This is a genomic window from Segatella copri (assembly GCF_015074785.1).
GTDB lineage: Bacteria > Bacteroidota > Bacteroidia > Bacteroidales > Bacteroidaceae > Prevotella.
On sequence record NZ_CP042464.1, the window covers coordinates 394,508 to 416,470 of the forward strand.

Genomic DNA, 21,963 nt, shown 5'->3' on the forward strand with positions numbered 1-21,963 from the left:
TTATTATATGAATTGTCATAACTTTTTGTGCTTTGTTAATTGGTCTTTGGTTGTTTCCGGTCAATTCTTGAGTTGAATAGAGTGTGTGTTTTGTTGTTTTCTTTGCTTTTTCTGACTTGATGTGTGTCAATTCTTATTTCTGTTTTCAGATATTTTCGAATATTTTTCTGCCTTTGCAACAAAGTATGTTTATTCAGCAAAATAATACACGGATATATCGGAAATTATGCCTAACTTTGCAACCGTAAAACTGAATGTTTAACTAACAAGATTACCAACGACAATATGAATCATCGTATAGCAAATGTTTTTAGGTTAATAATTATAGGTGTTCTGATGAGTGTGCTGGGGACTTCAAGCCTCAGCGCACAAATCAGAGGAAACAACATCGTGGTAACGGTAACTCCTGACCATCAGGACTGGAATTACCGGGTAGGCGAGAAGGCTAACTTCACGGTGAATGTGAGAAAGAGCGGTACGCTACTCAACCAGGTGAAGGTTGATTATGAAGCCGGTCCGGCAATGTTTCCGGAGGTGAAGAAAAGTACCACTCTCAAGGGCGGAACCATGAAATGGTGCGGCAGTCTGAACAGACCGGGCTTCTATCGTCTCAAGGTTATCGCTCATGTTGATGGCAAGGATTACGAGGGACTTTGCACGGCAGGTTTCTCTCCAGAGAAGATCCAGCCTTTCGCACAGGAACCTAAGGATTTCGATGCTTTCTGGAAGAAGGCACTGGATGAGGCAAGACAGAATGACCTCAATCCTACCAAGGTGCTTCTGCCTGAGCGTTGTACCAAGGATAAGAATGTATATGAAATAAGTTATAACAACAACCGATGGGGCTCTAAGATGTATGGCATCCTGAGTGTCCCGGTAAAAGAAGGTAAGTATCCGGCTTTGCTCCGTGTACCTGGTGCGGGTGTACGCCCTTATGCCGGCGATACTTATACGGCTCCTGCTGAGTGCATCGTACTGGAAATCGGTATTCACGGTGTTCCTGTTACCATGCAGCAGAAGATTTATGATGATCTTGCCAATGGCGAACTGAAAGGCTACTGGGATACCAATCTCGAGAATCCTTATCGCAATGCTTACAGACGGGTAGTAACCGGTGCAGTCCGTGGTGTGGATTATATCGCTTCGCTCCCTGAGTGGAACGGAAAGACTATCGGTGTAACGGGTTCATCACAGGGTGGATTTCTTTCCATCGCTGTGGCAGCTCTCGATAAGCGAATCACATTCCTGGCTCCTGTTCATGATGCTATGTGTGATTATGAAGCTGAGATTCACGGAGTTGCAGGCGGCTGGCCTCACTATTTCTATAAGGAAGACAAGGCACAGGGGGCTGCATGGAAAGAGCAGAAACTTACGTATTTGGAAAAGGCAAGACTCGAAGGTGCACGCTATTATGATGGCGTCAACTTCGCCCGTCGTATCACCGTTCCTGGCTGGTACAGTTTCGGTTATAATGATGAGGTGGTTCCGCCAACATCGTCTTACGGACTTTATAATTCGGTAAAAGCGCCAAAGACATTGAGTCTGTACCAGATGACCGGTCATTACTGGTATCAGGAGCAGTGGGATGAGTGGCAGGCTTGGATTATTCAGCAATTAAAGAAATAGATATATGATAGGAAAAAGAATTTTGATTGGTGCAGCTTGCCTCATGGCGATGCAAGGAGCAATGGCACAGGTTGATGGCGTTACGGGCGCATCAGTCCAGACTGCCACTACTTCCTGCTGCAAGGGTAAAAAGCAATGTTGCAATACTCCGGCAGAGCAACTGAAGGTCAGACTGCAGAAATTACTGAACAAGGGAATCATGCTCGGTCATCAGGATGATCCGGTGTATGGTACTACTTGGAAATGGGATGAAGGAAAGAGCGATGTGCTCCTCACTACAGGTGATTATCCTGCTGTGATGGGTTTCGATCTTGGAAAAATAGAGTTGGATAGCAAGGAAAACCTTGACGGCGTGTCTTTCGATCGTATGCGAAAAGAAATCATTGCCCAAAATGAGAGAGGAGGCATCGTCACTTTGAGTTGGCATCCTTGGAATCCGGTAACAGGCGAGAATGCCTGGGATCCGAAAGGTGATGCTGTAGCTGCTGTCCTGGATGGAGGCGCCCAGCAACAGAAGTTCGACGGATGGCTCAAGAAGGTTTCCGATTTCATCCTTTCTTTGAAGACAAACGATGGTAAACTGGTTCCTGTCATCTTCCGACCATGGCATGAAATGAATGGCGGATGGTTCTGGTGGGGAGCTAGCAGTTGCACACCTGTACAATATAACCAATTATACGTAAAAACCCTAAATATACTTACTAAAGCAGGGTGCAATAACATCGTTTGGGCTTGGTCACCAAATCTCAGCGACGAGAAGACAGTAGAAAAATTCCTGGAGCGATTCCCGGGAGAAAAGTATGTGGATATGCTGGGTGTTGACGTCTACGAGTTCGACAACGGCGATGCCAACTATCAGCAGAACCTTGCTGCTACGCTCGATGTGCTGATGGAGGCAGCCAAGAAGGTTGGCAAGATTCCTGCCCTCACCGAAACGGGTTGCAGGGGTATCTCCAGCAAGAAGGACTGGTTTACCCAAACCCTTTGGCCTGTACTTCAGAAGTATCAGTTGAGTTATGTACTCTTCTGGCGTAATGCCTGGGATAAACCTCAGGAAGAGGCTTACCTCCCTGGAGTAGGCGATGGTGCCATCGTCGAGGACTTCAAGAAATTCAAGAAGGAAAAGAAAGTTCTCTTTGCCAAAGACATTGTAAAGGTAAAAAAGTAAAATAGATATATTATGACTACATTTCAAGACAAAGTGAAAGCACTTCGCGCTCATCATGAGGAACTGCTGAGCCGTAAGAATGAACCGGTAGAGTGGGGAAATGGTATCTATGAAAAGTATAAGAACCCAATCCTTACTGCAGAACATACACCATTGGAGTGGCGTTACGACTTCGATGAGAAGAGTAATCCGTATCTCATGCAGCGCATCATGATGAATGCTACGCTCAATTCGGGTGCCATCAAGTGGAATGGTAAGTATCTCCTCGTTGTTCGTGTTGAGGGTGCTGACCGCAAGAGTTTCTTTGCCGTAGCAGAGAGTCCTAATGGTGTTGACAACTTCCGTTTCTGGGATGAGCCTATCACCATGCCGGAGGATGTTGTTCCTGCTACCAACATCTATGATATGCGACTCACAGCTCATGAGGATGGTTATATCTATGGCGTGTTCTGTGCAGAGCGTCATGATGATGATCAGCCTGGAGACCTCAGTGCTGCTACTGCTACTGCAGCCATCGCCCGTACCAAGGACCTGGTAAACTGGGAACGCCTTCCTGACTTGAAGACCAAGAGCCAGCAGCGCAATGTGGTTCTCCATCCGGAGTTTGCTGATGGCAAGTATGCTTTCTATACCCGTCCACAGGATGGTTTCATCGATACAGGTTCTGGTGGTGGTATCGGTTGGGCTCTTGTTGATGATATCACTCATGCCGAAATCAAGGAAGAGAAGATCATCAATGCCCGTCACTATCACACCATCCAGGAGGTGAAGAACGGTGAGGGTCCTCATCCTATCAAGACTGATAAGGGCTGGTTGCATCTGGCTCATGGTGTTCGTGGCTGTGCCAGCGGTCTCCGCTATGTGCTCTATATGTACATGACTTCTCTTGAGGATCCTACAAAGGTGATTGCAGAACCAGGTGGATATCTCCTCGTACCGGAAGGTCCTGAGTATATCGGTGATGTAATGAACGTAGTCTTTGCCAATGGTTGGATTGCAGATGAGGATGGCAAGGTATTCATCTACTATGCTTCTTCTGATACCCGCATGCATGTGGCAACTTCTACCATCGACCGATTGGTAGACTACTGCATGAATACACCAAAGGATGATTATCGTACTCAGTTCTCAGTAGAGAAGATCAAGGCTTTGGTAGCAAAAAATAAACAGACTTTAAGTAAATAAGTTTCAGGTATTAAGATTGTAGGGATTCGTACTCCTCATCCGTATTATCAGATATAGATGGGGAGCGAATCCCTTTTTTAGTAATTTATAAATTATTCATTGTAAATTGTCAATTAAAAACAATGGCTCGTTTAAAAGAAAAAATAGCTTATGCATTGGGTGATGCCGCTGCGGGTGGTATTGTATGGAAGGTGATGTCTATCGCTTTTCCTCTGTTTTTTACAAATGTCTTCGGACTCTCGTTTGCGGATGCGGCAGTACTGATGCTCGTAGCCCGCATGTTCGATGTGGTTACTGACCCGCTGATGGGCTCGCTTGCCGACCGTACCCAGAGCCGTTTCGGTACCTACCGTCCTTGGCTCATCTATGGTGCCATTCCTTTCGGATTGATATTTGCCCTCTTGCTCTACACGCCAGACTTCGGTCCTGTGGGCAAGCGAATCTATGCTTACGCCCTCTATCTGCTGATGATGGCGGTATATACCATGGTGAATGTGCCTTACGGCTCATTGCTCGGTGTGATGACCGAGGATGATGATGAGAAGAACCAGTTCTCTTCTTTCCGTATGGTGGGTGCTTATGCCATGGGATTCGTCACCCTGCTTTCTTTCCCTTATCTCCAGAAGATGGTAGGTGGAACAGCCGCACATCAGTATGCTGTCATTGGTGCCGTGCTCGGTATTATTGCAGCTGTGATGACATTGGCTTGCGGACTCCTTACCAAGGAACGTCTGAAGCCGAAACGCGCAGAGAAGTTCTCTTTCCAGCAGTTTGCCGACCTCGTTCACAACAAGGCTTGGCTCTATATGACAGCCATCGCCGTGTGTACCAACTTCTTCAACGGATTCCGCTATGCCGTAGCTGGCTATATGTTTGATTACTGTCTGCATGGCAATGTAACCATCGAGGGATTGATTATTAACTATACCGTTTTCATGGCATTCGGTGAAGTAACCTGTATGATTTTCGGTGGTGTATCTCCTTGGTTCACCCGTCTGGTAGGCAGCAAGCGCATGGCATTCTTCTGGGCTGCAGCGCTCTGTCTGGTTCTCTCGGTTGTCTTCTTCTTCATCCCGATGGATCCATCGTATATCTGGGTGATGATAGCCATCGTTATCCTTACCTCTATGGGTATCGGTATCTATTCGCCATTGATGTGGTCAATGTATGCCGATGTAGCCGACTACCATACCGAGCATTTCGGAACATCAGCTACAGGTCTTATCTTCTCTTCCGGTACGATGAGCCAGAAGTTTGGTACAGCCATTTCCGGTTCTCTCATCGCCCTCTTCCTGGGCTGGGCAGGTGCCAACATGATAACAGATAAGATGGGTAATACGATGATCGACCCAGCCAGTGTCACCGACTCTGTGCTTACGATGGTATGGTCATTGTTCTCACTGTTCCCAGCCGTCATCGCCTTCCTGCTGATGGTGCTTGCCTGGAAGTTCCCTATCCGCAAATAATTGTTTTAACATAACTAATAATCACTATTAAGAAAAGAAAAATGGAAAATCTTAAAGAAACGATGCGGGATGTTCTGGAGAACAACATCCTCAGCTATTGGCTAACGAAAGTGAAAGATGAAGAAAACGGTGGCTTTTATGGACGTGTAGATGGTAACGACCAGGTACATCCTGAAGCCGAGAAGGGTGCGGTGATGAATGCCCGAATCCTCTGGGCGTTTTCTGCTGCCTATCGTGTCTTGAAGAAGCCGGAGTATCTTGAGGCTGCCACCCGTGCCAAGGATTATGTGCGCGATTATTTCCTCGACAGGGAATATGGCGGCATCTACTGGAGTGTTGACTATCAGGGTAATCCGCTCGATACCAAGAAGCAGACTTACGCCATCGGCTTTGCCATCTATGGTTTCTCGGAGTATGCCCGTGCAACAGGTGACAAGGAGGCGTTGGATATCGCCATCTCCCTGTATCATGACATAGAGAAGCATGCCTTTGATGCCAAGAACAACGGATATATCGAGGCATTGACCCGTGAGTGGAATCCGATTGCAGACATGCGTCTCTCTGATAAGGATGAAAATGGTTCCCGTACGATGAATACCCATCTGCATATCATCGAGCCATATACCAATCTTTATCGTGTATGGAAGACTCCGGAACTGGAGAAGAGCATCCGCAATCTGCTCGACATCTTCACCGATAAGCTTCTGAACACAGAGACTTATCATCTCGACCTCTTCTTCAATGACGAGTGGGAGGGCAAGCGCAACATCGAGAGCTATGGTCATGATATTGAGGCGTCCTGGCTGCTCCACGAAACTGCGCTGGTTTTGGACGATAAGATATTGCTCCATAAGATAGAGCGCATCATCCGTCGTATAGCCGATGCTGCGGATGAAGGCTTACGTCCGGACGGCAGTATGGTTTATGAGCATTGGAAAGATGGAGATAAGTATGATCTCCAGCGCCAGTGGTGGGTGCAGTGCGAGAACATCATCGGCCATATCGACCTCTATCAGTATTTCCGCACCGAAGAACATCTCCAGACTGCCATCGCCTGCTGGAACTATGTAGCCAAGAATCTGCTGGATGCCAAGAACGGTGAGTGGCACTGGGCTATCCTGGAAGATGGTACGGTGAACAAGGAGGATGATAAGGCGGGTTTTTGGAAATGTCCTTACCACAACTCCCGCATGTGTCTTGAACTCATCGAACGTGACTATTAAAATACAGTTCCCCTGCAAGGCAGGAGTAGAACACAAAAATCCAAGCAAATCATATATTTGCTTGGATTTTTTTGTTTATCCCGATTTTTTATTGTACTTTTGCAGCCAATGCGGCGCCAGCCCCATTATTCATTATTAAATTGTAAATTATTCGTATTAATAAATGTATATAGCAATAGCAGGAAATATCGGTAGTGGAAAGACAACACTCACCAAGATGCTTTCTAAACATTATGGATGGAAACAGTACTTGGAGCCCGTGGCTGAAAACCCCTATATCGATGACTATTACAAGGATATCTCGCGATGGGCTCTCAATATGGAGGTGTTCTATCTGAAGCAGCGATTCAAGAATCTGCTGGAAATCCAACACAGTAAAGAGACGGTCATCCAGGACCGCACCATCTTTGAAGGTGTCTATGTCTTTGCGGCCAACAACCGGAAGATGGGCAACATGGACCAGCGCGACTACGAGACTTATATGGAGCTCTTCGAGTCGATGATGGAAGTGGTGGAGATGCCTGAACTGATGATATATCTCCGTTCTTCAGTTCCTCATCTCGTGAAGAATATCCAGAAGCGCGGCCGTGATTATGAGCAGAAGATGCCTTTGGATTATCTGGAAGGTATCAACAAGCTTTACGAAGATTTCATCATGAACAAGTATAAGGGCAAGGTGCTCATCGTAGAAGTTGATAATCTCGATTTCGAGCACAATCCCAAGCAGTTTGGTGAAATCATAGATAAGATAGATGCCAAGCTCTTCGGGCTGTTCTCTTAAAGGTAAAAAAGTAAAAAGGTAAAAAAATGCATATAGCAATAGCAGGAAATATAGGTAGCGGCAAGACAACATTAACCAAGATGCTTGCCAAGAGATATGGCTGGAAAGCTAATTTCGAGCCGGTAGATAATAATCCATATCTGGCTGATTATTACAAGGATATGGAACGTTGGTCGTTTAATCTTCAGATTTACTTCCTGAACAAGCGATTCCATGATGTTGTGGAGATTTCCCGTTCAGAGCAGACCATAGTACAGGATAGAACCATCTTCGAGGATGCGCGTATCTTTGCGCCTAATCTTCATGATATCGGTATGATGAGCGACAGGGATTTCAAGAACTATACCGATCTCTTCGATCTGATGATCAGTCTGGTAAAACTCCCAGACCTGATGATATATATCAAGAGCAGCATTCCTACGCTCGTAAAGCATATCGAGAAGCGTGGCCGCGATTTCGAGAAGAGCATCCGCATCGATTATCTCCAGGGCTTGAACAAGCGTTATGAGGATTGGATCAAGGATTATAAAGGTCGCCTCATCATCATCGATGGTGATAATCTGGAGTTCGGAGAGAATCCGGAAGACTTCCGAAAGGTTACTGACCTGATAGATGCTGAGCTCTTCGGCCTGTTTGCTGAAAAGGGAGTTTAAAGGTAAAAAGGTAAAAGGGTAAAAAGGTAAAAAAGTAAAAAGCGCAACCCCGCTAGGCGTCAAAGGAGGAACGCCTGGCGGGGTTGCGTTTTATGGTTGTACAGCTAAAAGGTATATGGTTGTACAACTAAAAGGTTTATAGTTGTACGACTATAGGGTGTATGGTTGTACGACTATAAGGGTTGTAGTTGTACGATTAAAAGGTGTTGTCACTAGGCTCAGCAGACCTGCTGACTGCAGTCGGCAGAGCTGCTGACTAGGCTCAGCAGGTCTGCTGAGCCTAGGGGCAACCTTCGAGAAGCAGTCTCCTTCAGGGCAGACGCATTAAATATTTTATTCGTTAACATCTGCGTTGTGCAGTTGTAACTTACTGAATATTAACATTATATATTTGTATATATGAAATATTTTTTGTACCTTTGTAAAGAAATAATTAACAAATAAAAGGTACAAAATGAGCATTATTAAGTTATCTAAACAAATAGCCGACCCACGAGTTGCGGGTCGAACTGTCCATAAAATGGAACATATCATTTACATTACAATCGCTGCGGTAATTGCAGGAGCTCAATCTTGGAACGAAATTGCAGAGTTTGGAAAAAGTAAGTTAGACTTCTTCAAAAAGCGTTTGCAGGGGTTGGAGACTATTCCAAGCCATGACACCTTCAATCGTTTCTTTTCTATCTTTGATCCAAAAGGATTTGAAGAGATCTTCAGAAACTGGGTTAGAGAAATTGTAGGGGAAGTCAAAGGTGTTGTTGCCATTGATGGCAAGCTTATGCGTGGATCAAGCAAGTGTGATGCCGAGCACACTATTGGTCAAGCTGACTTCCGCACATGGATCGTATCTGCTTGGTCAGCAGACAACAGCATATCACTTGGGCAAGAGAAAGTCGGTGAAAAAACAAATGAAATCACGGTCGTTCCCAAGTTGCTTAGTGCTATAGACGTGTCAAATGCCATTGTGACAATAGATGCTATGGGATGCCAAACTTCTATAACAGAGAAAATCATAGAAGGCAAGGGGGACTATATTATCGCCTTGAAGGAAAATCAGAAGAAAAGTTACGAATTTGCTAAGGACATGATTTACGAGCATGAGTATAGAGGCAATTGTAATGTAGTGACAAAACATTATTCCTTTAATGAGGGACATGGTCGTCAGGAAGAAAGAACCTGCATTGTTGTAAGCTATGGGGACATAATGCAGAGAATGTTTAAGAACAGGTTTGTTGGGTTAAGGTCTGTTGTCGGGATTACCTCAAGAAGATCTGTTGCGACATCTGGTGAAACATCTGAGGAAACAAGATACTATATAACTTCCTTAAGTAATGAAGACCCCGAAAAGATAGCAAGCGCCATTAGGCAACATTGGTCCATAGAAAACAACTTGCATTGGCAATTGGACATTACTTTCAGAGAAGACGAAAGTAAGAAAGTCAAAAATGCAGCGAGGAACTTCTCTACCATAAGCAAAATGGTCCTCTCCATCTTGAAAAATGACAAGACGACCAAGGGAAGTCTCAACCTGAAAAGATTGAAGGCAGGCTGGGATGAAGAGTACCTGTCAAAACTTTTGGAGGGCAGCGCAATTTAATGCGTTTGCCCTGCAGTCTCCTTCAACTCGAAAAGCAGTCTCCTAAAACTAAAAGAGACGTCTCTTTGAACCCAAAGAAACGTCTCCTTTCGCTTATTCAATCATATTCTTTCGCTTATTCAAACATCTGAATACGCTTATTCAATCATCTCCTTCTGCTTATTCAAACATCTGAATTCGCCAGCAGAACTATCTCCTTCCTCCGGAAGAGCCGGGAGCTTTATAGAACTTACCTTTCTGGCGGGAGATGAAGATGCCTCCTTGAGCAGAGGCTTTATCTACTTGCTGGCCATTGAGATTATAGATAATCTCTTTCTCATTCTTCTTATGAAGGGTAGGAGAGGCGATGGTAGTTGTGCCGGAAACAATGGAGAAACGGATGGATTTTTTAGGTAAAAATTCCTACTATTCTGTTCCTTTTTGTTATAAAATATGCTTGTTTTCTCTGTTTCTGATCCTCCATTAAGTCTGTCTGTTGACTGATGAAATCAGGCTGTTTTTTGAGTTTTTTCACTTTGGATGCAAATTAAACCATAAAAAAATGTGCTCTTTCAGAAAAAAGTGTTACCTTTGCAACCGCTTAGAAGCATTTATATAAAATAACGTTATAACAAATTTATGAACTTTACACTATTTATCACCGTTTTGCTGACGGCTGTAACACTGGTGGTGGCTGCTTATGTCATCGCGAAGTTGATCGGTCCTCGTTCATACAATCCGGTAAAGGGTGAACCTTTTGAGTGCGGTATTCCGACACGTGGCAGCTCATGGTTGCCATCACACATCGGCTACTACCTCTTCGCCATCCTTTTCCTGATGTTTGACATCGAGACAGTATTGCTTTACCCATGGGCAGTCGTAGTTAAGCAGTTTGGACCTATGGCTCTCGTGAGCATCGGGTTCTTCTTGTTGGTATTGGTATTTGGCCTTGCATACGCTTGGCGGAAAGGAGCATTGGAATGGAAGTAAACAAAAGAGCCTCTATCAAGAGTATTCCTTACGACGAGTTTAAGGACAATGATACCCTCGAAAAGATTGCGCAGGAGCTCAATGAGGGTGGTGCTAACGTGGTAGTCGGTTCGCTCGATGCTGCCATCAACTGGGGACGCAGTAACTCACTCTGGTCACTGACCTTCGGTACTTCTTGCTGTGGTATCGAGTTCATGGCTGTAGGTTGTGCCCGTTACGACTTCTCCCGTTTCGGTTTCGAGGTAACCCGTAACTCTCCACGCCAGGCTGACTTGATCATGTGTGCCGGTACTATCACCAATAAGATGGCACCTGTTTTCAAACGTTTGTACGATGAAATGGCTGAGCCTAAGTATGTGGTAGCTGTGGGTGGATGCGCCATCTCTGGTGGTCCGTTCAAGAAGAGCTACAACGTAGTTCGTGGTATCAGCGAGTTGGTTCCTGTAGATGTTTATATCCCTGGCTGTCCTCCACGACCTGAGGCAATCCTTTATGGTATGATGCAGTTGCAGCGTAAGGTAAAGGTTGAGAAATTCTTCGGTGGTGCTAACCACAAGATGACTCAGGATGAGAAGGAACTCTCTATGAGCAAGGGTGGTCTTCGCGGCTTGAGCAACGAGAACCTCTCTGATAGCGAGAAGCTCGGACACAAGGAGCCTATCATCGTAACTGAAGTACCTGAGGATTTCGACCCTCAGAAAGGTCTAACTGATTAATATAATAAGGTATAAGAACATGAAACTGAATAATATTGAATTGAGTTTTGATAATTTCGCTTCTGAAATGGCGAAGTTGAAGAACGAGAAGCATTTCGACTACCTTGTTACCATCATCGGTGAAGACTTCGGTGAGGAAGGTCTCGGATGTATCTATATTCTCGAGAATACTCAGACCAACGAGCGCTGCTCAGTAAAGACCATCGCCAAGAAGGTGGATGGCAGTGATGTAATTCCTACAGTAATTAACCTTTGGAAGGTAGCTGACCTTCTGGAGCGTGAAGTCTTCGATTTCGTCGGCATCAAGTTCCTGGGTCACCCAGACATGCGTCGTCTCTTCCTCCGTACCGATTTCCAGGGCTATCCATTGCGCAAGGACTTCGATATGAGTCCTGAGGCAAACAAGTTCCCTTGCACTGATGAGCCTGAGGATGACTTCACCGTGGAGTATTCCTTGAGCGAGGATGGACATCTCGTTGCTACAGAGAAGCGTCGCTTTGACGAGGATGACTACGTAGTCAATATCGGTCCTAACCACCCATCTACCCACGGTGTGCTCCGTCTGCAGACCGTTATTGATGGTGAGACTGTGAAGCGCATCTATCCACACCTCGGTTATATTCACCGTGGTATCGAGAAGATGTGGGAGAATATGACTTATCCTCAGACCTTGGCATTGACCGACCGTCTGAACTATCTTTCTGCGATGATGCACCGCCACGCGTTGGTAGGCGTTATCGAAGAGGCGATGGGTATTGAACTCTCAGACCGCATCCGCTACATCCGTACCATCATGGATGAGTTGCAGCGTATCGACTCACACTTGTTGTACCTCGGCTGTACCGCACAGGACTTGGGTGCCTTGACAGCATTCCTTTACTGTATGCGCGACCGTGAGCACGTATTGAACGTGATGGAGGAGACAACCGGTGGCCGTCTGATCCAGAACTACTACCGTATCGGTGGCCTTCAGGCAGATATCGACCCTAACTTCGTTCAGAATGTGAAGACCCTCTGCAAGTATCTCCGTCCGATGATTCAGGAGTACCTCGACGTATTCGGTGACAACGTGATTACTCACAATCGTCTCGAAGGTGTAGGTCCAATGAACTATGAGGATTGTATCAACTATGCCGTAACCGGTCCTGCTGGTCGTGCATCAGGTTGGAAGAACGATACCCGCAAGCGTCATCCATACGATATGTACGACAAGGTAGAGTGGAAGGAAATCACCCTTACCGGTTGCGATTCAATGGATCGTTACTATGTACACATCCAGGAGTTGTATCAGAGCTTGGACATCATCGAGCAGTTGATTGACAACATTCCAGAGGGTGAGTACTACATCAAGCAGAAGCCAATCATCAAGGTTCCAAAGGGACAGTGGTACTTCTCAGTAGAGGGTGCCAGCGGCGAGTTTGGTGTATATCTCGACTCAAAGGGTGACAAGAGTCCATACCGTATGAAGATGCGTCCGATGGGTCTCTCACTCACAGGAGCCTTGGATCCAATGCTCCGTGGTCAGAAGATCGCCGACCTCATCACTACAGGTGCAGCAATCGATTTCGTAATCCCTGATATTGATAGATAATTATGTTTGATTTTAGTATAGTAACAACATTCATCGACAATCTGCTTCGCCAGACCTTGGGTCTGGGCGACTTCCTGTCGATTCTGATTGAGTGCGTGCTCGTGGGTATCTGTATTTTGACAGCATACGCCCTCATCGCTATCGTACTTATCTTCATGGAGCGTAAGGTGTGTGCCTACTTCCAGTGCCGTCTCGGCCCTATGCGTGTAGGTCCTTGGGGTATCTTCCAGGTATTCGCCGACGTGCTCAAGATGTTGATCAAGGAGATCTTCGCTGTAGATAGAGCCGACAAGCTGCTCTACTACATAGCACCATTCCTCGTGATCATTGCCTCTGTAGGTACTTTCTCATTCCTTCCATGGAACAAGGGAGCTCATATTCTTGACTTCAACGTAGGTGTATTCCTCATCACAGCCGTAAGTTCTATCGGCGTGCTGGGTGTGTTCCTCGCAGGTTGGGCATCTAACAACAAGTACTCTGTGGTATCTGCCATGCGTGGTGCCGTACAGATGATTTCTTATGAGATGTCTCTCGGTCTCTGTCTGATTTCTGCAGTCGTTCTTACCGGCACCATGCAGGTAAGCGGTATCGTAGAGGCACAGACTGGTGCTTGGAACTGGTTGATTATCAAGGGTCATGTGCCAGCTATTCTGGCTTTCCTGGTATTCCTCGTAGCAGGTAATGCTGAGGCAAACCGTGGTCCTTTCGACTTGGCTGAGGCTGAGAGTGAGTTGACCGCTGGTTACCACACTGAGTATTCAGGTATGGGCTTCGGTTTCTACTACCTGGCAGAGTACCTCAACCTCTTCGTGATTTCTGGTATTGCTTCTACCGTATTCCTCGGTGGTTGGGCGCCATTGAACATCGGTATCGAGGGCTTCGACAATCTGATGAACCTCATCCCAGGTTTCATCTGGTTCTTCGGTAAGACCTTCGCGGTGGTATGGCTCCTGATGTGGGTACGTTGGACATTCCCACGTCTCCGTATCGACCAGATTCTGAAGTTGGAGTGGAAGTATCTGATGCCATTGTCACTGGTCATCCTGATCTTGATGACAGTATGCGTAGCATTCGGATTCCACGGATAATCTTTAATACACATTATTATAATAATAAGAAAGTATGTCTAACAATTCATATTTCGGCGGTATTGCTGCGGGTTTGAAAACCCTCGCTATCGGTATGAAGACTACCATGAAGGAGTACTTCACACCAAAGAGCACAGAGCAGTATCCTGAGAACCGCAAGACTACACTCCACATCTCTCCACGTTTCCGTGGACGCTTGGTCTTCGTTCGTGATGAGAACGAGGCTTACAAGTGTGTGGGTTGTACATTGTGTGAGAAGTCATGCCCTAACGATACCATCAAGATTGTAACCGAGATGGTGGAGGACCCAGAGACAGGCAAGAAGAAGCGCAAGCTGGTAGATTACCAGTACGACTTGGGCGACTGCATGTTCTGCGAACTCTGTGTGAACGCATGTAACTTCGGTGCAATCAAGTTTGTCAACGATTTCGAGAATGCAGTCTTCGACCGCAACAAGTTGGTGATGCACCTTGACAAGGAGGTTTATAAGGGCGGAAGCCTTCCAAACCTCATCGAGGGTGGTGCGCCATTGGAAATCGGTAAGTTTAACACCAAGACTAAGTAAGGAGGACTTTAGACAATGATAACAGCAAATTTATTTATGTTCGTCATCTTGGCAGTAGTCATCCTTGGCTCAGCCATCATGTGCGTGTTCACCAAGCGCATCATGCGTGCGGCAACCTTCCTGTTGTTCGTACTCTTCGGTGTAGCAGGCATGTTCTTCCTGCTCGACTATACTTATCTGGGTGCAGCTCAGATTTCTGTATATGCCGGTGGTATCACCATGCTTTATGTCTTCGCTATCCAGTTGGTATCAAAGCGTACCCTCCAGGGTCTTTTGGAGCATGTCAAGGGTAGCAAGGTTGTAGGTCGCGCACTCGTCTGCCTCGTTGGTTTCGTAACCTTGGCAGTCATCGTGTTGAAGAATCACTTTATTGATATGGCTGCAACCGTAGCCGACACCGAGGTGCCAATGGACCAGGTTGGTTCTGCACTGGTAGGTGCTGACAAGTATGGCTATGTATTGCCATTCGAGTTTATCTCTGTATTCTTGTTGGCATGTATCATCGGTGGTATCTTAATCGCAAGAAAGGAGGATAAGAAATGATTCCAGTACAATATTTCTTCGTGCTCTCAGCACTCTTGTTCTTCATCGGAGTCTATGGCTTCTGTACACGCCGTAACCTCGTTGCCATGCTCATCTCCATCGAGCTTGTATTGAATGCAGCCGACCTGAACTTCGCTGTGTTCAACCGCATCCTCTTCCCAGGACAGTTGGAAGGTTTCTTCTTCACATTGTTCTCTATCGGAGTAGCAGCAGCCGAGACAGCCGTAGCGCTCGCTATTATTATCAACGTTTACCGCAACTATCACAGTGACCAGGTGAACAGTATTGAAAACATGAAATTCTAAAAGACAATGGAATACAATTATGCATTTTTGATACTTCTTCTGCCATTCCTGAGCTTCCTGGTTCTGGGACTTGTGGGTATGAAGATGAAAAGACCGGTAGCAGCACTCATCGGTACCGTATTGATGGGCTGTGTATTCGCGATGTCTGTCTATACAGCATACGAGTACTTCTTTGCAGTGGGTCGCGATGCCTCAACAGGTATGTACCCAACTGTTACCGTATTTAATTTCACATGGTTGAAGTTTACTGAGTTGCTCACCTTCAACATCGGTTTCCGCCTGAGCCCAATCTCCGTATTGATGCTCATCGTGATTACCACCGTCAGCTTCATGGTTCACATCTACAGCTTCGGCTATATGGCAGAGCGTGATGAGAACTACAAGGTTGAGGAATATGAGAAGGGTATGCAGCGTTTCTACGCTTACCTGAGTCTCTTCACCATGTCTATGTTGGGTTTGGTAGTAGCTACCAACATCTTCCAGATGTATCTGTTCTGGGAGTTGGTGGGTGTTTGCTCATACCTGCTCATCGGTTTCTACTATCCAAAGCATGCTGCAGTTCATGCCAGCAAGAAGGCGTTCATCGTAACCCGTTTCGCTGACCTCTTCTTCCTCATCGGTATCCTGTTCTACAGCTTCTATGTAGGAACCTTCAACTACGACTTGAATGCTCAGCCAGAGCTCAACTCTGCTTTGGCAGGTGCAGCTTGGGTAATGCCAACAGCGTTGTTCCTCATGTTCATCGGTGGTGCCGGTAAGAGTGCGATGTTCCCATTGCACATCTGGTTGCCAGATGCGATGGAGGGTCCAACTCCTGTTTCTGCCTTGATCCACGCTGCTACCATGGTTGTAGCCGGTGTTTATCAGGTAGCCAGCCTCTTCCCAATCTGGGTACAGTATGCTCCTGAGACATTGCACTATGTAGCTTACATTGCAGCCTTCACCGCATTCTATGCAGCAGCAGTAGCTTGCTGCCAGCGTGATATCAAGCGTGGTCTGGCTTTCTCTACTATCTCTCAGATTGCCTACATGCTCGTAGCTCTCGGCGTTTGCTTCGCAGTAGATAACCACCACGGTGGTTTGGGTTACATGGCTGGTATCTTCCACCTGTTTACCCACGCTATGTTCAAGGCATTGCTCTTCCTCTGCTCTGGTGCCATCATCGTCATCATCGGCAGCAACTTCAAGGAGTACATGGGCGGTCTGCACAAGTACATGCCTATTACCAACATCTGCTTCCTCATCGGTTGCTTGGCGATTGCAGGTATTCCTCCATTCGCAGGTTTCTGGTCAAAGGATGAGATTATCTCAGCATGCTTCCAGTTCTCTCCATTCATGGGCTGGTTCATGACAGTGGTTGCTGGTATGACTGCATTCTACATGTTCCGTCTCTACTACGTAATCTTCTGGGGACAGAGCTACTATGAGCTGGATCCTGAGAACCGTCGCAAACCACAGGAGGTTCCTTTCGTGATGTGGGGTCCATTGGTATTCCTCGCCATCATCTCTTGTCTCTGCGGTCTGATTCCATTCGGTCACTTCGTATCTGCTACAGGTCAGAGCTACGATATCCATATTGATATGAGTGTGGCAACTACATCTGTTATCGTTGCTATCATCGGTATCGGTCTGGCTACTTACATGTATGCTCCTAAGAAGACTCCATTGGCAGACGCTTTGGCTAAGAAGATGCCTAAGTTGCACAAGGCAGCGTTGAACCGTTTCTATATTGACGATGCTTGGCAGTTCTTCACTCACAAGATTGTCTTCGGTTGCTTCTCAAAGCCAATCGCATGGTTCGACCGTCGCGTTATCGATGGTACCTTCAACTTCATGGCTTGGGGTACACAGGAGGCAGGTGAAACCATCCGCCCATGGCAGAGTGGTGATGTTCGCAGCTATGCTATCTGGTTCCTCACCGGTACCGTAGCATTGACATTGTGCCTGCTCGCACTTCTTTAATGAAAGTCTCACAATTAAGTAAATAGAAAAGAAATGAATTTAAGTATATTCGTCATAGTACCACTCCTGATGTTGCTCGGCCTCTGGTTGGCACGCAACGACAAGCAGGTTCGTGGTGTGATGGTAGCAGGTGCCAGCGTATTGCTCGGTCTCTCCATCTATTTGGTGTTTGCATTTCTCGAAGCTCGTGAGACAATGCCAGCCGACCAAGCTCCGATGCTCTTCACCTACTGTGTGCCTTGGTTTGAACCATTGCACATCAACTATTCACTCGGTGTGGATGGTATCTCAGTGGTGATGATTCTCCTGACTTCTATCATCGTGTTCACTGGTACATTTGCTTCTTGGCAGATGGAGCCAATGAAGAAGGAATACTTCCTCTGGTTCACACTCCTGAGCATCGGTGTATATGGCTTCTTCATCTCTATCGACATGTTCACCATGTTCATGTTCTATGAGGTTGCGCTGATTCCTATGTACCTCCTCATCGGTGTATGGGGTAGTGGTGCAAAGGAGTATTCAGCCATGAAGTTGACTTTGATGTTGATGGGTGGTTCTGCCCTTTTGGTTATCGGTATCCTGGGAATCTACTTCTACAGTGGTGCTCAGACCTTCGAAATCCTCGATATCGCTCACCATACCAATGGTGCTCATGCGATTCCTGAGAGCGTGCAGAACGTGTTCTTCCCATTGCTCTTCATCGGTTTCGGTATCCTCGGTGCGCTGTTCCCATTCCACACATGGTCTCCTGATGGTCACGCCAGTGCGCCTACAGCCGTATCTATGTTGCACGCCGGTGTATTGATGAAGCTCGGTGGTTACGGTTGCTTCCGTATCGCCATGTTCCTCTTGCCAGCTGCTACTCACGGCTTCTGGATCAAGGTGTTCCTCGTACTGACTACTATCTCTATTGTATATGGTGCTTTGTCAGCATGTGTACAGACCGACTTGAAGTACATCAACGCTTACTCATCAGTATCTCACTGTGGTATGGTGCTCTTCGCTCTCTGTATGATGACCGAGACAGCTGCTACTGGTGCTATCCTCCAGATGTTGTCTCACGGTTTGATGACCGCCCTCTTCTTCGCCGTTATCGGTATGATTTACCATCAGGCTGGTACACGTGACGTACGTTACCTGGGTGGTTTGATGAAGATTATCCCATTCCTCTCAGTAGGTTATGCGGTAGCAGGTTTGGCTAACCTCGGTTTGCCAGGTTTCTCAGGTTTCGTTGCCGAGATGACCATCTTCGTAGGTTCTTTCCAGAATGCAGATACATTCCATCGTGTATGTACCATCATCGCTTGTACATCAATCGTAGTAACAGCGGTTTACATCTTGCGTTGTGTAGGTAAGATCCTTTATCAGAAGGTTCCTAGCCCTAAGTTGGAGAAGCTCCACGATGCTACCTGGGACGAGCGTATCGCTGTAGCAGGTCTTATTGCCTGCGTTGCAGGTCTCGGTATGTTCCCACTCTGGGCAGAGGAGATTATCATGGACGCTGTAGGTCCTATCTTTAGTGTAATCATGTAATAAATATCAGAAGAAATGAATTACAGTCAATTTTTAAATATGATTCCAGAAGCTACCCTGATGGTAGTTCTGTTGATCACTTTCATTGCTGACTTCTGCAGTTCCAAGAGCGCAGACCGTAAGTGGTTCAATCCTCTGGTATGTCTCTTGATGGTGGCTCACATTGCCATCAATATCTTCCCAACAGAAGCCACAGAGGCATTTGGCGGCATGTACACAACAGGTCCTGCTGCCGGTGTCCTGAAGACTATCCTGGCGCTGGGTACCCTCATCGTGATGGTACAGGCTAAGGAGTGGTTGAGCCGCGAGGACACAGCCTTCAAGGAGGGTGAGTTCTATATGCTGATTATCTCTACCTTGCTCGGTATGAACATGATGGTTAGTGCCAACCACTTCCTCCTGTTCTTCCTCGGTCTCGAAATGGCATCTGTGCCAATGGCTTGCTTGGTAGCATTCGATAAGTACCGTCACAATTCTGCTGAGGCAGGAGCTAAGTTCATCCTTACTGCTACTTTCTCAAGTGGCGTGATGATCTACGGTATCTCGCTGCTCTATGCTGCTTGTGGTACTTTGTACTTCGATGATGTAGCAAAGGTTATCTCTGCATCTCCATTGACCATCGCCGGTATGGTATTCTTCTTCAGTGGTCTCGGTTTCAAGATTTCCTTGGTTCCATTCCACTTCTGGACAGCCGATTCATACCAGGGTGCACCAACTACTGTTACAGGTTACTTGTCAGTAGTATCTAAGGGTGCTGCAGCGTTCACTCTCTGCGCTATCCTCATGAAGGTGTTCCAGCCAATGGTAGAGTACTGGACCGTATTGCTTTACATCGTGATTGTACTTTCTATCACTATCGCCAACCTGTTTGCCATCCGTCAGAGCGACCTGAAGCGTTTCATGGCATTCTCTTCTATCTCTCAGGCAGGTTACATCATGTTGGCTGTGGTAGGTAACTCAGCGATGAGCGTGAGCGCCCTGACTTACTATGTATTGATTTACGTAGTAGCCAACCTGAGCGTCTTCACCATCATCTCATCTATTGAGGAGCACAACAACGGTACTGTTCAGATGGACAGCTACAATGGTTTGTACAAGACCAACCCACGTCTGGCATTCCTGATGACCTTGGCATTGTTCTCATTGGGTGGTATTCCTCCATTTGCCGGAATGTTCTCGAAGTTCTTCGTGTTCATGGCAGCGGTTGGAACACACGACATCCACACCACATTGGGAGCCTGGGCATACGGCGTAGTATTCATCGCGTTGGTAAACACAGTTATCAGCTTGTACTACTATCTGCTCATCGTGAAGGCTATGTTCATCAAGCACAGCGATAATCCGCTTCCTACTTTCCAGAGCGCATGCTCAACCAAGTTGGCGCTTGCTATCTGCACCGTAGGTATCGTAGCATTCGGTATTTGCTCATTCGTCTTCGACTGGATTTCAGTTGCAGTGAATGCGTAAATCATCAATAATTTATAAAAATCCCGCTAATCGTATAGATTGGCGGGATTTTTTTTTGTTTTATCTAAAATTTGCAGTACCTTTGCACCCCGAAAGAGGCATGGTGCCTCCACTATAAATTGTAAATTATAAATTATAAATTTAAAATGGATAAGTTACCAATGAATGATGTTCCGATGCTCGTAAGCGCCATCAACTTCCTGCTTCGTGACCACGAGTTTGAAACACTCGATGAGATTTGTAATCACTTCAATGTGAACCGTGCGGCATTAGAAGCCAAAATGGCTACCCAAGGTTTTGAGTGGTCAGAGCAGCAGAATAAATTCTGGTAAAACCCACACGCTCAGAAAAGTATAGTCAGCACGCCCTGTAAGGGCAGAAGCTCCTAGCCCAGGGCAACACCCTGGGTAAATGTAATTGCATTTAAAAACGCCCTGTAAGGGCAAAAGCTTTTAAAAAATATAAATTATTAATTAATTATGACTCCTCCTCGACCCTTGTGGAAGTCTGTACAAGACTATGTTTTGATTGCGATAGGTATGATATCCTACGCTATTGGATGGAATGTATTCCTCTTGCCAACCAATGTAACAGCAAGCGGACTTCCTGGTATCTCCAGTATTATCTATTGGGCAACCGGTTGCCCTGTGCAAATTCCGTATTTCATCGTCAACGCCACCTTATTAATATGTGCGTTCAAGATTTTGGGAGCTAAGTTCTGTGTCAAGACCGTTTATGCCGTTATCGTGGTAACCATCCTGACCTCTTTCTTCTCCAGCCGTTTAGGTGATGTTCATCTTTTGGAAAACCAACCTTTATGGGCTGCTTTCCTGGGTGCCGTTTTCTGTGGCTGCGGAATCGGACTCGGTTTCTCGGTTGGTGGAAGTACGGGTGGTACGGATATTATCGCCGCCATCGTCAACAAGTATCGCGACATTTCTCTAGGTAGAGTGATTATGATATGCGACATCTTCATCATCAGTTCCAGTTATCTGGTGGTACACGATTGGGAGAAGGTGTTATATGGTTATGTAGTTCTTTGCGTTCAGGCATTCTGCATCGACCAGGTGGTAAACAGCAGAAGACGAAGCGTACAGTTCTTTATCATTTCACAGAAGTATGAGGAGATAGGCAAGCGTATCAATGTAGATGCTGATAGGGGAGTAACGGTGGTGAATGCCAGCGGTTTTTATTCCGGTCAGGATGTGAAGATGCTTTTCGTGTTAGCCAAGCAGCGTCAGGCTCCTGCTATCTTCCGTCTTATCAGCGAGATTGATCCCCATGCCTTTGTCAGTCAGAGTGCCGTTATCGGTGTGTATGGTGAAGGTTTTGACAAGATTAAATATAAAAGCAAAAAAGAGCACGGAGTTTAATATTCCGTGCTTTTTTGTGTTATAACAAATGAGTTTCGGAAAAAATCACTATAGCCATCAAATCTATTCAACTATTAGGAGGTTATATAGGGTTCATATTGCAAAAATACCAATAATTTTTAGCAATACAAAGAAAAGACAGACAGATTCTT

At 46.1% G+C, this 21,963-nt stretch carries 20 protein-coding genes; all 20 read left to right on the top strand.

The window, feature by feature from the left end; all coding sequences use genetic code 11:
* Window positions 1-336: 336 nt before the first annotated feature.
* Window positions 337-1,626 (top strand): acetylxylan esterase, encoded by a 1,290-nt coding sequence (locus tag FO447_RS01595; protein WP_200758446.1) that lies wholly within the window; start codon window positions 337-339, stop codon window positions 1,624-1,626.
* 4 nt (window positions 1,627-1,630) lie between these two features.
* Window positions 1,631-2,794 (top strand): glycoside hydrolase family 26 protein, encoded by a 1,164-nt coding sequence (locus FO447_RS01600; RefSeq protein ID WP_234699040.1) that lies wholly within the window; start codon window positions 1,631-1,633, stop codon window positions 2,792-2,794.
* Window positions 2,795-2,806: 12 nt separating this feature from the next.
* Window positions 2,807-3,979, top strand: a complete 1,173-nt coding sequence (locus FO447_RS01605; RefSeq protein WP_200757367.1) for a glycoside hydrolase family 130 protein — start codon at window positions 2,807-2,809, stop codon at window positions 3,977-3,979.
* Window positions 3,980-4,101: 122 nt separating this feature from the next.
* The gene (locus FO447_RS01610; protein ID WP_200757368.1) at window positions 4,102-5,445 is read left to right on the top strand and encodes an MFS transporter; all 1,344 of its coding nucleotides are present in this window, start codon (window positions 4,102-4,104) and stop codon (window positions 5,443-5,445) included.
* A gap of 41 nt (window positions 5,446-5,486) precedes the next feature.
* Window positions 5,487-6,668: an AGE family epimerase/isomerase gene (locus FO447_RS01615; RefSeq protein ID WP_200757370.1), complete on the top strand. Its 1,182-nt coding sequence runs from the start codon at window positions 5,487-5,489 to the stop codon at window positions 6,666-6,668.
* A gap of 163 nt (window positions 6,669-6,831) precedes the next feature.
* On the top strand, window positions 6,832-7,449 hold the full coding sequence (locus tag FO447_RS01620) for a deoxynucleoside kinase (RefSeq protein WP_200757372.1): 618 nt from the start codon (window positions 6,832-6,834) through the stop codon (window positions 7,447-7,449).
* 26 nt (window positions 7,450-7,475) lie between these two features.
* A complete protein-coding gene (locus FO447_RS01625) occupies window positions 7,476-8,102 on the top strand; it encodes a deoxynucleoside kinase (RefSeq protein ID WP_006846365.1) in 627 nt (208 codons plus the stop codon).
* A 454-nt stretch (window positions 8,103-8,556) separates the two neighbouring features.
* Window positions 8,557-9,699: an ISAs1 family transposase gene (locus tag FO447_RS01630; RefSeq protein WP_118139234.1), complete on the top strand. Its 1,143-nt coding sequence runs from the start codon at window positions 8,557-8,559 to the stop codon at window positions 9,697-9,699.
* Between the two features lie 618 nt (window positions 9,700-10,317).
* Window positions 10,318-10,668 carry an NADH-quinone oxidoreductase subunit A gene (locus FO447_RS01635; protein WP_006846362.1) on the top strand — a complete coding sequence of 117 codons (351 nt, stop codon included), beginning with the start codon at window positions 10,318-10,320 and terminating at the stop codon, window positions 10,666-10,668.
* Window positions 10,659-11,384 carry an NADH-quinone oxidoreductase subunit B gene (locus tag FO447_RS01640; RefSeq protein WP_117727080.1) on the top strand — a complete coding sequence of 242 codons (726 nt, stop codon included), beginning with the start codon at window positions 10,659-10,661 and terminating at the stop codon, window positions 11,382-11,384. Before FO447_RS01635 ends, FO447_RS01640 begins: the two co-directional genes overlap by 10 nt.
* 19 nt (window positions 11,385-11,403) lie before the next feature.
* On the top strand, window positions 11,404-12,975 hold the full coding sequence (locus tag FO447_RS01645) for an NADH-quinone oxidoreductase subunit C (protein ID WP_200757374.1): 1,572 nt from the start codon (window positions 11,404-11,406) through the stop codon (window positions 12,973-12,975).
* A 2-nt stretch (window positions 12,976-12,977) separates the two neighbouring features.
* A complete protein-coding gene (gene nuoH, locus FO447_RS01650; RefSeq protein ID WP_117692680.1) occupies window positions 12,978-14,063 on the top strand; it encodes an NADH-quinone oxidoreductase subunit NuoH in 1,086 nt (361 codons plus the stop codon).
* Window positions 14,064-14,097: 34 nt separating this feature from the next.
* Window positions 14,098-14,628, top strand: a complete 531-nt coding sequence (locus tag FO447_RS01655) for a NuoI/complex I 23 kDa subunit family protein (protein WP_118153999.1) — start codon at window positions 14,098-14,100, stop codon at window positions 14,626-14,628.
* Window positions 14,629-14,643: 15 nt separating this feature from the next.
* Window positions 14,644-15,171 (top strand): NADH-quinone oxidoreductase subunit J family protein, encoded by a 528-nt coding sequence (locus FO447_RS01660; RefSeq protein ID WP_117587066.1) that lies wholly within the window; start codon window positions 14,644-14,646, stop codon window positions 15,169-15,171.
* Window positions 15,168-15,476, top strand: coding sequence for an NADH-quinone oxidoreductase subunit NuoK (nuoK, locus tag FO447_RS01665; RefSeq protein WP_006846356.1), 309 nt, complete (start codon window positions 15,168-15,170; stop codon window positions 15,474-15,476). Before FO447_RS01660 ends, nuoK begins: the two co-directional genes overlap by 4 nt.
* Window positions 15,477-15,482: 6 nt before the next feature.
* Complete coding sequence (nuoL, locus tag FO447_RS01670) at window positions 15,483-17,438, top strand: NADH-quinone oxidoreductase subunit L (RefSeq protein ID WP_117692676.1); 1,956 nt, start codon at window positions 15,483-15,485, stop codon at window positions 17,436-17,438.
* A 33-nt stretch (window positions 17,439-17,471) separates the two neighbouring features.
* A complete protein-coding gene (locus tag FO447_RS01675) occupies window positions 17,472-18,971 on the top strand; it encodes a complex I subunit 4 family protein (RefSeq protein ID WP_200757376.1) in 1,500 nt (499 codons plus the stop codon).
* Between the two features lie 15 nt (window positions 18,972-18,986).
* Window positions 18,987-20,438: an NADH-quinone oxidoreductase subunit N gene (locus tag FO447_RS01680; protein WP_022120140.1), complete on the top strand. Its 1,452-nt coding sequence runs from the start codon at window positions 18,987-18,989 to the stop codon at window positions 20,436-20,438.
* A 146-nt stretch (window positions 20,439-20,584) separates the two neighbouring features.
* Window positions 20,585-20,770: a DUF4250 domain-containing protein gene (locus FO447_RS01685; RefSeq protein ID WP_200757377.1), complete on the top strand. Its 186-nt coding sequence runs from the start codon at window positions 20,585-20,587 to the stop codon at window positions 20,768-20,770.
* 147 nt (window positions 20,771-20,917) lie between these two features.
* Window positions 20,918-21,811 carry a YitT family protein gene (locus FO447_RS01690; RefSeq protein ID WP_117587070.1) on the top strand — a complete coding sequence of 298 codons (894 nt, stop codon included), beginning with the start codon at window positions 20,918-20,920 and terminating at the stop codon, window positions 21,809-21,811.
* Window positions 21,812-21,963 lie beyond the last annotated feature (152 nt).